Here is a 12690-nt window from a genome sequence, read left to right as displayed (position 1 = left end):
TGTGCTGAGTGTCGTCACCTTCCTGCCGCTGCTGGTCTGCGCGGTGCTGCTGACCTCGCGCACCCTGGGCGCGCGTGCGTACGTCTGGGTGTGGATCGCGGCTGCCGCCGCCGACCTGGCCCTGGTCATCGCCCTGTGGGCCGGCTTCGACACAGGCGGCGGGATGCAGTACGAGCAGCGGCTGCGCTGGATCCCCAGCGCCGGGGTCGGCTACCACGTCGGCGTCGACGGGCTGTCCCTGCCGCTGCTGGCGATGACCTGCCTGCTCTTCCTGGCCGTTGCCGTGTACTCGCTGCGCGAGACCAGGCGGGCACGCTCCTACGTGTGCCTGTTCCTTTTCCTGCAGACGGTCAGCATGGGGCTGTTCGTCGCCCTGGACCTGATCCTCTTCTTCGTCTTCTTCGACCTGTCCATCGTCGGCATGTTCTTCGTCATCGCCGGCTGGGGCCACGGAGAGCGCGCCCGGGCGGCGGCGCAGCAGTTCTTCCTCTACACCTTCCTCGGCTCGCTCGCCCTGCTCCTGGGGTTCATCGGTCTCTACCTGGCCGCAACCCCGCACACCTTCGACATCGTCGACCTGGCCCGCACCGACCCGCTGGCCGGGCGCGGAGCCTATGCCGGGCTGGTGCTGCTGGCGATCGGAGTCGGCCTGGCGGTCAAGACACCGACGGTGCCCTTCCACACCTGGCTGCCGCCCGCCCACACCGACGCCCCCGCCGCCGGTTCGGCGATCCTGGCCGGGGTCCTGCTGAAGATGGGCACCTACGGCTTCGTCCGCATCGCCATGCCCCTGCTGCCCGGCTCCTGGCGCCACTACGCCCTGGTCATCGTCATCGTCGGCGCCGTATCCGTCCTCTACGGATCGCTGGTGGCCCTGGCACAGACCGACTTCAAGCGCATGATCGCCTACACCTCGGTCAACCACATGGGCTACATCGTCCTCGCCGTCGGCGCCGCCGGAACCCTCGCCGGCAGCGACGCCCAGGCCCGCTCGCTCGCGGTGACCGGCGCGGTCACCCAGATGGTCAGCCACGGCCTGATCACCGGCGCCCTCTTCCTGCTCACCGGGGTGCTCTACGACCGTGGTCGCACCTATGCCATCGACGCCTACTCGGGGCTGGCCGCGCACACTCCGCGCTTCGCCGCCGCCACCGCCGTCGCCGCGTTCGCCAGCCTCGGCATCCCCGGCTTCTCCGGTTTCATCGCCGAATTCCAGATCTTCACCGGGTCCCTCGCCTCCCGCCCCGTCACCACCGCGATCGCGGTGACCGGCATCCTCATCACCGCCGCCCTGTTCCTGCGCGCCCTGCGCACCATGTTCCTCGGCCACCCGCGGCTGCCGCAGACCACCCCCGCCGGCGGCATCACCGACCTGAGCCGCAGCGAGGCCATCCCGACCGTGACACTGCTGGCCGTGGCCCTGATCATCGGCATCGCCCCGCGCTGGCTGCTGGACGTCATCGAACCGGCAGGCCGCGCCCTGACCGGGCTGGTGGCCAGGTGAACCAGAACCTGACCGCTCTCATCCCGGAACTCGCCCTGCTCGGCGCCGCCGTCATCGGCCTGCTCGCCGGCTGCTGGCTGCCGCGCCGCCGCCAGTGGTATGTCGCCGTCCTCGCCGCTGCCGCCTGCGTCACCGGACTGGCCGCGACCGCGGTCACCATGGCCACCGGCGGCGAACAGACCGTCTTCTCCCACACGTTCGCCGTCGACACGGCCACCGACGCGGGCCGCCTGATCGGCCTGGGCTCCCTGCTGCTGGTCATCGCCATGTCGGTGGAGACCGTCCGCGGCCACAAACGCGAGACGGAGTTCTGGGTGCTGCTGCTGATGACCGGCGCCGGCACCCTGGCCCTGATCGGCGCGAACGACCTGCTGACGCTGTTCGCCGCCTACCTGCTCGCCAGCATCCCCGCCTACGCGCTGGCCGCCTTCGCCAAGGACGCCACCGGAACAGAAGCAGCCCTGAAGTACTACCTGATGGGCGCCCTGCTCGGCACCGCCCTACTCGCCGGCACCGCCCTGCTCTACGCCGCCGGGCACGCCACCCTCTACCGCCGGCTGCTGGCCACGCTGCCGGCCGCCCCTTACGGGCTCGTCGCCGTCGGGCTGGTCGCCGTGCTGGCCGGGCCGCTGTTCAAAGCGGGAGCCGTACCCGCCCACTTCTGGGTCCCCGACGTCACCCAGGGCGCCCCTGCGCCGGTCGCCGCCTACGTCACCACGCTGCCCAAGATCGGCGGCCTCATCGCCGGCTACCGGCTGCTCCACCAGGCCCTGGCGGACACCGGCGTCAACTGGCCCTTGCTGCTGGCGATCCTCGCTGCGGTGACCATGACCCTGGGCAACCTCGCCGCGTTCTTCCAGAAGTCCGTCACACGCCTGCTCGCGTACTCCACCATCAGCCAGGTGGGCTACCTCCTCATGGCCCTCGCCGTCGCCACCCGGAGCGACCTCGCCCAGAAAAGCCTGCTGTTCTACCTTGCCGCCTACGCCGCCACCAACCTCGGCGCCTTCGCCGTTGTCACCGAACTGCCCCACGCCCAGACCCTGGAGGACTACCGCGGCCTGGCCACCCGCCGCCCCGGTCTGACCGCCGTGCTTGTGGTGTGCCTGCTCGGGTTCGTCGGCACCCCGCCCACTGGCGTCTTCCTCGGCAAACTCGAGATCTTCAGCGCGGCCGTCGACGGCGGCGCCACCTGGCTCGCAGCCCTCGCCGTCGCCAACACCGTCGCCTCCCTCTTCTACTACCTGCGCTGGCTCGTCCCCCTCTTCTCCACCACCGAGGCCGCCCCTGGCGAGGCCCACGCCGTTCTGGGCACCTGGGCAGCCGCCACGGCGTACACCGCCGCAGCACTCTCGCTCGTCCTCGGCCTCGCCGGCGGAGCGGTCCTCCCTTTCGGAGCGGGAGACCTGGCGCCCTGACGCGGCGTCAGAGCCTGCCGTTCAGCACCTGTTCCTCGTTCGGAACGGCGCCGCCGAACCGGCGGTCGCGGGAGGCGTACTCCATGCAGGCCCGCCACAGGTCGCGGCGGTCGAAGTCCGGCCAGAGGACGTCCTGGAAGACCATCTCCGCGTAGCTGCTCTGCCACAGCAGGTAATTGGACGTGCGCTGCTCCCCGCTGGGCCGCAGGAAGAGGTCGACGTCCGGCATGTCGGGGTAGTAGAGGTACTTGGCGAAGGTCTTCTCGTTGACCTTCGACGGGTCCAGCCGCCCGGCGGCGATGTCGCGGGCCATCGCCTGGGCGGCGTCGGCGATCTCGGCCCGTCCGCCGTAGTTCACGCAGAAGTACAGCGTCATGGCGTCGTTGTCGACGGTCTGCTCCTGGGCGACCTGGAGTTCCTGGACCACCGACTTCCACATCTTCGGCATGCGGCCGACCCAGCGGATGCGGATGCCCAGCTCGTCCATCTCGTCCCGGCGGCGGCGGATGACGTCCCGGTTGAAGTTCATCAGGAAGCGCACCTCCTCCGGCGAGCGCTTCCAGTTCTCGGTGGAGAAGGCGTAGAGCGAGAGGTTCTTGACGCCGATCTCCAGGCAGCCCTTGAGGACGTCGAGGACGACGCCCTCGCCGACCTTGTGGCCCTCGGTGCGGGGCAGGCCGCGCTCCTTGGCCCAGCGGCCGTTGCCGTCCATGATCACCGCGACGTGCTTGGGCACCAGCTCCGCCGGGAGCTTGGGCGGCCGGGCGCCCGAGGGGTGCGGGTCGGGCGTGCGGTACGAGGTCCGGTTCCGGCCCAGGAACCGATGGGGTGTTGGCACCATGTCTTGTCGACTCCTTGCTGTGTCTGCTGCTGTTGCTGCGCGGCGCTGCGCCGCGGATGGGGGCGCTCGGCGGCGCGGGCGCGCACCGACCGGCGGCAGGCGTCCTCAGGGAACGAGGAAGGCCATGGCGGTGGTCGCGCCGAGGGTCGCGCCCGCGAGCGTCTGGGCGGTGGTGTGGTAGGCCAGCACCACCCGGGACCAGCACACCGCGGCCACCAGGAGGTAGGCGCACGCCCACCACGGCGAGTGCACGACGGCGAGGATCGCCACGGCGGAGGACGCCACCGCGGCGTCCACGCTGATCTTCCAGCCGGTGTTGACGGCCAGCAGGACGATCGTCATGGCCCAGGAGGCGATCATCGCCGTGATGACGTCGGCCGGTGCGTGGCCGAGTGACATCACGGCGAGTCCCACGCCGATCGAGCTGAGGATCACGAGGAAGATCGGGGCGCATTGGGTGCGGTCCACGACGTGCCGGTCGCCCCAGGTTCCCCGCTTGCGGTGCCACTCGACGTACCCGGCGGGGATGACGCCTGCGCACAGGGCCCCGAACAGCCCCCAAAGGATGCCCGTCCACCTCTCCGCAGGGGCCCAGCCGACTCCGGTCATGCCGACGAGCAGGACGTTGCGGGGCTGGAGAACGTCGGTGATGGTTCGTGCCGCCCGGGTGACGGTTCCGTGCGGCGGACGAGGGGCGGCGCCGCGCGCTGTGCCCACGGGCTCGTGGCTGTCGGGTGCCGGGCCCGCTGCGGGAATGTCCGTGAGCATGGGGATCTGTCTCCGGTGATGGGGTGTGCGATCTGGCGCCGGTTCGGGGCACGGTGCGGCAGAACGCATCGATCGTACATTGTGTTCGACACTATGTATGATCAGCGGCCCCCCGGGGGGTGTCAGCTCGCTGGCGGTGCGGGCTGCTGCCGGCGGCAGTACACGCCGTACCACCAGATCTCGGCGAGCTCCCGGGCGAAGGCGGCGTCGCCGCTGGGATCGGCGGTACTGATATGACGGGCGATCGCCTGCTCGCCACCCCAGACGACGACTTTGCTCGCCGCGGCCGGGTCGAGACTCGCCGCCGTCAGCCCTGCCTGCCGGCGGTTCTCCAGGTCCCGGATGACGCGCGTTTCGAAGTCGTCGAGATCGGACGTGTAGAAGTCACGCACCCCCGAGTCGTACGTCGCCATCTCGCTGATCGCTGACAGCACTGCGAAATGCCGCCGATGCCCGGCGATTCCCTGCTCGAAGATCCGGGTCAGCGCGCTCACGCCGTCCGAGACCTCCATGGCGTCCCAAACGCTGTCGGCGGCCTCGAAGACCTCTTTTCTGACCGCGGCCGCGAGGCGCGACAGGACGTCGGCCTTGTCGCGGAAATGCGCATAGAATGTCGATCGCGCAATTTTTGCTTCGAGAATTATCCGCTGCACACTGACCTCGGTGTACCTCATTCCCTCATTGAGCATCTTCTCTACCGCTGCGAGGACGCGAGCCTCGACTGCCGCACGATTCTCTTCTGCTTCGTGGGAGGACTTACGGGTGATGGAGGCCATGGGCGAATCTTAGATCACGGTCCAGCGGCCGGTCGTCTCGATCGCCCGCGCAAAGCCGACCCCGCTCGCAGGGCATCGCCCGCCGCCTTGACCGCCATTGCCGGGCGCGTTGCGCCGAGGTTCACCCTGCGCACCGCAGCGCGGTCAGCCCCGGGCTGTCCTCGCCTCGGCCCTCACCGGCTGCGGCGTGCCGCCGATCGGAGCGGCCGGCGCAGCTGAGTCCGCCGTAGCCGATCCGCAGCAGACGCTAATTCAATTCCACCCGGAGTGCCCGCGGGGTCTCCCGGTAGATTCCCTTTCCGGCGAATGCCTTACGGAAGTCGTCCCTGGTCTCGCTGAGGTGCGCCCAGTCCTCGGTGTGCAATCCCACGACGATGTCACTGGCCAGGATTTCCGCGGCCAGCGCCGCGTCGGCGGACGACATCGTGAGGTTCCCCTCTGCGACAGGAAGGCGGGCGGCTCCGGCGAAGAGGAGTGCGATGTCGATCTTCCCGAAGCGCCCGGCGATGGATTCGACATGGGAGAGGGAGGCGTTGTCACCGCTGATATACACGCGCGGCGAGTTCCCGGTCTGGAGGACGAACCCGATGACGGGCCCGCGACTCTCCGAACCGGGAGGGCCGTGCAGTGCCGGAACGGCGGTGACCGTCACCTCGCCGATCTGCCGGGACGACCACGGCTCAAGGCCCGTGACCGTGCCACCGAGGTCCGCCGCGGCCTTGGTGGTGCTGATGGTGAGGGGCAGGCCCCGCAGGAACTGCTCGCCCAGCGTGTCGAGGTTGTCAGCATGGTGGTGGTGCGACAGCAGGGCCACGTCAATGGTGCCCAGGTCGCCCGGCGCCAGTGCGGGTCCGCGGGTCTTCGTGTGAGCGAAGCCGTTCCGCGGCTTGTAAGTCTGGGCGTTGTCGAAGGTGGGGTCGGTGAGGAAGCGGAGGCCTCCGTACTCGAGGAGTGCGGTGGGCCCTCCTATGTAGGTGACGGCGATGTCGTTCATGAACTGATTTCCCTCGGTCTCCTGTCGCGGTCTCTGATCAACCATACATGGTGTCGTACACTGTGTATGGCGACCTCGGAGCAACCCGTTCCGCCAGGCCGGCGGGGGGAAGAACCTTCAACCACCCTCACCCCCGGGAGAGCCGAATGGCCGGACCGACGCGAGTAGTCATCCTGAGCGGCGAAGGACCGCACGCCGATCCATGGCATCCGCTGCCGGAGACCAGCGCAAGAATGGCCGAGCTGCTGGCGCCCGCCCACGCGGTCGAGATCGTCACCTCTGTTGCCGATCTCGGCACGGCGCTGAAGAGCGCACACGTCCTGCTCGTCAACGCGAGCGCCAACAGGACCAAACCCATCCCGGAAGATGGGGAGTTCGGTCGCCGTCTCGATGAATTCCTCACCCGCGGCGGGGGACTCCTGGCGATGCACAGTTCCGCCATCGCCTTCCCGGGGCTGCCAGGCTGGCGGTCGGCTGTCGGAGCCGCATGGGACCACGGCAGGACTTTCCACCCGCCGATCGGCCGGAGCCTGATCCGGAGAAGCACGGCCGTGCACCCGATCAGCGAAGGGCTCGGCGACTTCTGGGTCCACGACGAGCGCTACAGCGACCTGGACCTGGTCAGCGGCATCGTTCCGCTGTACTTCCACACGGACGGTTCGAGGACGCACCCCCTGATATGGGCGCGTCCGACCGGCAAGGGCCGCACGGTCTACAACGCGCTGGGGCACGACCTGAGCTCCTTCGACTCCCCGGAGCATGCGGAGCTGCTGACGCGCTGCGTCTCCTGGCTCAGCCGCGAATCCGGGTCGCCGGTGGGACCGGGGGATGAGCCCGGCGCTCCTGCGGTCGGCCCGCGGCGGTAGCCGTTAGGCGTGCGGCGGAGTCCCCGACTCGTCACCGAGCCGGGGACGGGGAGCCGGTCGCGATCACCGGGTACGACTGCGTGACGTCACTCGCAGTCGTCCGGCTCCATGGCGCGCATGTCGGAACGGCTGCCCGCGTCGGCGGAGGAGCTGTTGTAGTCCATGCCGGCGTCGTCGTTCCGGAAGCTCTTGTGGGAGCTGACGTTGGCGCAGGTGTTGCCGAAGGCGGGGTTGAGGATGCCGAGGAGGTTGACGGAGTTGCCGCACGCGTTGACCGGGATGTCGATCGGGATCTGGATGACGTTGCCGGACAGGACGCCGGGCGAGCCGATCGCGGCGCCGGTCGCGTCGGAGTCGGCGGCGGCGACGCCGCCCGCGGCCAGAAGGATTCCGGCGGCCAGTGCGGTCAGCGTGGCACCCCTGCGGATTGCTTTCATTGCTTCTCCAGAGTCGTGTGGTGCGTCGGCGGCTGTCCGTAGCTGCCGACTGTCATGCGAGCTTCGGCCCGGCGGCCTGCGAGGTTTGGTTCAACCTGCCGGTATCACCCGTCCGGCTCCGAATCCGACCCTGATGGGCGTCAGCGCCGGGTGAGCCGGCCGCGGTGCTCGGTCAGCGGCTGGTAAGTCGCTCGTAGAGCCCGGTCCAGGCGGTGTCCTGCGTGCTGGGCGGCTGGTGGTCGCAGAAGGGCAGATCGTGCTGGGCGGTGTAGTAGCGGAGCATGTCCAGGACGGCCAGCGGCGCGCTGTCCTTCCCGGCGGTGTAGTCGGCGCCCGGCAGTACGTGCTGGTGCACCCGGCAGGTGGGGTGCGTGCCGGGGGAGCCGCGGTCGAGGGCGCCGGTGCGGGGTCCGGAGGCGCCGCAGGCTGTCAGGGCGACGGCGGCGAGCAGCAGCGCCGCGGTGCGGGCGGGGTGGGGCGGCATGGCGGTCTCCTCGGGGGTGGGTCACGCGGGGTCGGTGGCGCCGTCACATCGGTACGGCCCGCAGGGCGGTGCCGATGCCGACGGCCAGGATGAGCAGTGCGGTGCCCAGCGGGGTGAGCCGTGCGCCCCACCCGGCCAGTGCGTGCCAGCGGCCCCCTTCGAGGGCCGGGACGCGGTCGCGGAGCCTGAGCAGGAGCAGTCCGGCGGCGGCGAGCGTCGCGGCCATGCCGAGGCCGTAGCAGACCACGAGCAGGACGCCGAAGGCGGTGCGGCCCAGGGCGATGGACCCGAGCAGCACGACGAGTGCGGAGGGGCTGGGGACGAGGCCGCCGGCGATGCCGATGCCGACCAGGCCGCCCTTGCCGCGGCGGGGAGCGGGGTCATGGCGGTGGTGGTGCCGGCCGAGCCACCCGGGGGTGTGCGCGTGCTCGTGTTTCTGGGCCCGGGCCGGCTCGTCCTGCTCGAGTACCGCAGTTGCCGACGCGGACGCGGCGGACGCGTGGCCGGGGGGCGTGGCCTCAGGGGACTGGTGCGACCGAGGGTGCGGGTGGTCATGCTCGTGGCTGTGTGGCGAGGCGCCGTGGTCGTGGTCGTGGCCGGGGTGCGCGTGCGCCGCCGTGGTGGCCGGGAGGCGGAGTGTGCGCAGGGCGGCCGGCAGCAGCCAGAGCCCGGCCGCGGTGATGACGAGGCCGCTTGCCGTACCGAGCCAGCCCAGGACGTCCTCGCCGACGAGGGCGGAGGAGACGCTGAGCGCGACGCCGAGGGCGAGGACGGAGGCGGTGTGGGTGAGCGTGACGGTCCCCGCGACGGTGACCGCGTCGCGGGGCCGGCCCTGACGGCCTGCCAGGTAGGCGGCCATGATGGTCTTCCCGTGGCCGGGGAGGGCGGCGTGCCCGGCGCCGAGGACGAGGGCCATCAGGACCGCCAGGAGGCCGACGGGCAAAGTGAGCCGGCGGTGGTCGGTCAGCGCGCCCAGGTGCCGGTCGAGCGCGGCGTACCAGCCCGCGGCCCAACCGGCGTCCGGTGCGTTCGCGGCGGTGGCGGCGCCGCTGCCGGTGCCGAGCACCAGTGCGGCCTGCCGGGTGTCCAGGGGGCTGGACAGCAGGTCGGCGGGGTAGGCGTGCAGTTCGTGCGACACGGAACGCGCGGGTACGTTCGAGGTGCCGATCCGGATGCCCGCCCCGCGGGCGGTGATCTCGTGCCAGCCGATACGGGAGTCGTCCACGCCGGAGGTGAACCGCAGTTGCGTGCCGCTGCCGAGCGCGGCCGGGGCGGTCAGCGCGCACGCCAGACGACCGGTGTCCAGGCCGGCCTGCCCGGGCACGAGGCGGTAGGAGCCGCTGGTCACCCGGAAGGCGAGCGGCCGTACCGAGCCACCTGACGAGGTCGACGCCCCGGCCCGGACCCGGGTGGCCAGGGCCGCGCAGGCACGCCGGGCCTCGGCGGCGGCTTCCGCCGGACTGAGGGTGCCGTCGTGGTCGCTGTCCATGGCCGGTTGGGCCTGGAGGGTGGGGATCTCGGCGGTGTCCACGACCGCGAGGTCGTCGACGCGGTCGGCGCGCACGGTGAGGCCGTCGTAACGGTTGACGGTGAAGTTGCCCAGCGGGTGGGCGGCCACCGGTCCGGCCGCCGCCCAGAGCAGGGCCGGGACGGCGGCAAGCAGCAGGGCCACGCGGCGGAGCGGGATGCCCGCGGGGAAGGTCATCGGTGTCCTTGCAGCCGGGCCAGGCGCGTACGGGCGTCGGGCGCGTGGAGCGGGGAGAAGTGCGGGTTGGCGGCGAGCGCGCCGGCCAGGTCGGTACGCGCCGAGGCGTCGTCGCCGAGGGACTGCTCGATGACGCCGCGGTGGTAGCGCAGCAGGGCGTCGCGCCAGCCCAGCCGGTCGGCCTGCCGGGCGAGCGGGAGTGCGGCGGCGTCCCGTCCCGCGCGGTGCAGCGCCCAGCCCAGCGCGTCGGCGACCAACACGCTGTGCCGCCGGTGCCATTCGGCGGTCAGCAGGGTGACGGCGAGCTGCGGGTCGCCGTGATCGGCCTGGTACTGGCCGAGGTTGAGGTCGTCCACCACGCCGTTGGCGGCGAAGAGCTCCTGCTCGGCCCGCAGCACCCCGTACTCCGTCCGTGCCTCGCCGTCCCGGCCGAGCGACTGCAGCAACTCGCCGAGTTCCAGGACGTACTGCGGCTGCGGCACCCGTGCGACGGCGGCGCGGTAGTCGGTGACGGCGCGGTCGGTCTGGCCGAGCGCCGCCTCGGCGCGGGCGGAACCGGCGAGCGAGGCGGTGTAGGTGGGGTCGGCCGCGAGCGCCCGGTGGTAGTGGTCGAGGGCCTGCTGGGGATGGCCGGTGTTGAAGGCGAGTTCGCCCAGGTAGTGCTGGCAGAAGGCCACGTCGGCGGGGGAGGAGGCGTCGTCCAGGGCGCGTTGGAGCGCCTGCGCGGCCTCGGTGGTACGACCGTGCAGCTCCAGGGCGTAGGAGGCGCGGGTGAAGGACTCGGTGGACGGGTGGAGGTCGAGCATGTGCTGGACGGCGTCCTGCGCGGCGGGGTCGTCGCCGAGCTGGGTCAGCGCGTCGTTGAGCGCGCCGTAGGGCGCCCACGCGTACGGGTCAACGGCGACAGCCTTGCCGGCCCATTCGCGCGCTTGGCCGAACTGGTGCCGGGCGTTGGCGAGTCCGGCCATACCGGTCAGGGCGGCGGTGTTGTCCTGCGGCTGAAGCGCCAGTGAACGGCGCAGCGCGGACTCGGACTTCGGGTAGAGGGTCGGGTCGACGGTGAGCCGGGCCTGTTCGACGTAGGCGGAGCCGAGCTGCGCCCAGCCGGCCGCGTCGGCCGGCTGCTGTCGCAGCCCTGCCTGCAGCTTGGTGATCACCGCGCCCATGCTCTGCGGACCGCCCGGCACGCTGTCGCCGCGGCCCGGCGCCGACAGCGGCGCCGGGGGACCGGGCGGATCCGCGGAGTGCTCGAGTACCGCGAAGCCGGTCAGGCCGGCACACAGCGCGGCGGCGGTGGCGATCAGTGCAAGGCGGCGCATGGAGTTCGTGTCCTCGGCTCGAAGGCGGTGCGGCGTCCGTAAGCGGGGCGGGCGCCCGGTGCGGGCCGGTGGCTCCGTGTCCGCACCGGGCGCCCGTGGGGTCATCCGGCCTGGTTCACCGCGTCGGTGAAGGGCAGCGCGATGTACGGGAACGTGCCCGTGAAGGGGCGGCCGGGACCGTTGACGCCGTCGCCGGCGGCCAGGGCCTGGACGAGGTGCCCGGGCGTGGCGCCTTCGAGCACCTGCAGGGCGATGTCGACGACGTCGTCACCCATGCGCCGCCCGTTCGGGAAGCCCTGGAAGTCGCCGGCGAGCACGCCGAGCCGGTTCGGGTCCGCCGTGACCGGGGTCGACATGTTCAGCCGCAGCTCCTCCGCGGGCACGAAGCGCCGCTTGTCGATGTCCTTGTTCAGCAGCTGCGAGTTGAGGTCGACCGCCAGCGGGCCGCCGGCCGCCTTCGCGATGCCCGTCAGGAAGATCTCCTGGAGGTCGGTGCGCGGGGTGGCGGGGGCGGGGATGCCGTAGATCTTCTGGATGAGCTTGGGCACCTCGGGGTCGAGGACTCGTCCGACGAGCCTGGGCTGGTTGTGGTCCTGGGACGGCGGCAGGGCGTTGAAGGCGTTCTTCAGGCCCGCGGGGACGACCGCCTCGTTGACCAGCGGGTTGCCCAGCCGGGAGACCTGCACGTAGGGGCCGGTGGGGGTGGCCTTGCCGGGGCTCAGCTGCAACGTACGCCGCTCGGTGGTGCTCCACACTCCGACGACCGGGTTACGCGTGGCGTTGCCGCGGTAGGCCAGCGCGGACTTGGGCACCTGGATGGCCAGGGTGTTCACGTTGTAGCCGTTGAGCGTGTTGTGGCCGGTCTCGCTGAGGTTCCCGCCGTAGAGGAGGTCGAAGATCCGCAGGTCGAGGAAGAACGGGTCGGCCGCCTGGCTCGCCACGGTCTGCCCGCCGCCGGGCAGCCTGCGGGTCGCCTGGTTCCGCAGCCGCCCGTAGTTCGGCATGGACGCCTTGCCGACATTGGACGGGGCGGCGATGGCGTCCCTGACCAGCGTGACGGGGCGGTGGCCGGCCCTGATCTCCTGCAGCGTGTAGTGCTGGCGGAACAGCAGGGTCGGGTCGGTGAGGTTGTTGACGACCCCGTTGTTGTACAGGAACGTCTTGTCGCCGCGGCGGTCCTCGTTGCGGAACGTCCACCGGTAGGTGAGGTCCGGTTTGCCGGTGCCCTGGCTGTCGATGTTGATGTCGTAGTGCGCGTCGGTGGCGAACGGGTAGAAGTTCGGCCCGCCGTTGGGCTCCTGGAACGGGTACCAGTTCGCGACCAGCGTCACCGTGTCGGACTTGTCGGGGCTGGAGAACGCGTAGAGATCGGTGTTGTCGACCTGCGGGTCCGAGGCGATCAGCGGCGCCTCGCGGTGGCTGGACGCCTGGCCGACGCCGGCGCCGGGACCGGCCAGCGCCGCACCCGCGACCGCGGTGCTCAGCGTGAGCAGGAGGGCGGCCGACTTCCGCCGGCCGATGCCGGCCGGTTTTCTGCGAAGGGTCATCGAGGGGCTTTCTCTGGGGGAGGAGGAGGAC

The 12690-nt window shown here is 71.3% G+C and carries 12 protein-coding genes; 3 read left to right on the top strand and 9 right to left on the bottom strand.

Features of this window, described 5'->3' with window-relative positions:
- The first annotated feature begins 1 nt into the window (after position 1).
- Positions 2-1504, top strand: coding sequence for a complex I subunit 4 family protein (locus OG702_RS04965; protein ID WP_327287655.1), 1503 nt, complete (start codon positions 2-4; stop codon positions 1502-1504).
- Positions 1501-2922 (top strand): NADH-quinone oxidoreductase subunit N, encoded by a 1422-nt coding sequence (locus OG702_RS04960; RefSeq protein WP_327287654.1) that lies wholly within the window; start codon positions 1501-1503, stop codon positions 2920-2922. The genes OG702_RS04965 and OG702_RS04960 overlap by 4 nt, the downstream gene beginning before the upstream one ends.
- 7 nt (positions 2923-2929) lie before the next feature.
- Here the strand turns inward: OG702_RS04960 and OG702_RS04955 are convergent, their stop codons facing one another.
- The 4 genes from OG702_RS04955 to OG702_RS04940 all read right to left on the bottom strand — a co-directional run bounded on the left by OG702_RS04955 (position 2930) and on the right by OG702_RS04940 (position 6301).
- Positions 2930-3763: an isoprenyl transferase gene (locus tag OG702_RS04955; RefSeq protein WP_327287653.1), complete on the bottom strand. Its 834-nt coding sequence runs from the start codon at positions 3761-3763 to the stop codon at positions 2930-2932.
- A gap of 105 nt (positions 3764-3868) precedes the next feature.
- Complete coding sequence (locus OG702_RS04950) at positions 3869-4531, bottom strand: hypothetical protein (protein WP_327287652.1); 663 nt, start codon at positions 4529-4531, stop codon at positions 3869-3871.
- Positions 4532-4653: 122 nt separating this feature from the next.
- Positions 4654-5307, bottom strand: a complete 654-nt coding sequence (locus OG702_RS04945; RefSeq protein WP_327287651.1) for a TetR/AcrR family transcriptional regulator — start codon at positions 5305-5307, stop codon at positions 4654-4656.
- 247 nt (positions 5308-5554) lie between these two features.
- The gene (locus OG702_RS04940) at positions 5555-6301 is read right to left on the bottom strand and encodes an MBL fold metallo-hydrolase (RefSeq protein WP_327287650.1); all 747 of its coding nucleotides are present in this window, start codon (positions 6299-6301) and stop codon (positions 5555-5557) included.
- A gap of 233 nt (positions 6302-6534) precedes the next feature.
- Here OG702_RS04940 and OG702_RS04935 point away from each other — a divergent pair, with 233 nt between their 5' ends.
- Positions 6535-7167, top strand: coding sequence for a ThuA domain-containing protein (locus OG702_RS04935; protein ID WP_442814301.1), 633 nt, complete (start codon positions 6535-6537; stop codon positions 7165-7167).
- Between the two features lie 86 nt (positions 7168-7253).
- On the opposite strand, the gene OG702_RS04930 is transcribed toward OG702_RS04935, so the two are convergent.
- The 5 genes from OG702_RS04930 to OG702_RS04910 all read right to left on the bottom strand — a co-directional run bounded on the left by OG702_RS04930 (position 7254) and on the right by OG702_RS04910 (position 12659).
- Positions 7254-7604 carry a chaplin gene (locus OG702_RS04930; RefSeq protein WP_327287648.1) on the bottom strand — a complete coding sequence of 117 codons (351 nt, stop codon included), beginning with the start codon at positions 7602-7604 and terminating at the stop codon, positions 7254-7256.
- Between the two features lie 172 nt (positions 7605-7776).
- A complete protein-coding gene (locus OG702_RS04925; protein WP_327287647.1) occupies positions 7777-8088 on the bottom strand; it encodes a hypothetical protein in 312 nt (103 codons plus the stop codon).
- Between the two features lie 43 nt (positions 8089-8131).
- A complete protein-coding gene (locus OG702_RS04920; protein ID WP_327287646.1) occupies positions 8132-9793 on the bottom strand; it encodes a HoxN/HupN/NixA family nickel/cobalt transporter in 1662 nt (553 codons plus the stop codon).
- Positions 9790-11112, bottom strand: coding sequence for a tetratricopeptide repeat protein (locus OG702_RS04915; protein WP_327287645.1), 1323 nt, complete (start codon positions 11110-11112; stop codon positions 9790-9792). The genes OG702_RS04920 and OG702_RS04915 overlap by 4 nt, the downstream gene beginning before the upstream one ends.
- 101 nt (positions 11113-11213) lie before the next feature.
- Positions 11214-12659 carry a DUF4331 domain-containing protein gene (locus OG702_RS04910; RefSeq protein ID WP_327287644.1) on the bottom strand — a complete coding sequence of 482 codons (1446 nt, stop codon included), beginning with the start codon at positions 12657-12659 and terminating at the stop codon, positions 11214-11216.
- Between the last annotated feature and the right edge of the window lie 31 nt (positions 12660-12690).

It is taken from the genome of Streptomyces sp. NBC_01198 (assembly GCF_036010485.1).
GTDB lineage: Bacteria > Actinomycetota > Actinomycetes > Streptomycetales > Streptomycetaceae > Actinacidiphila.
The sequence above is the reverse complement of the archived record's forward strand: the minus strand, read 5'-3'. Positions and strand labels throughout refer to the sequence as shown.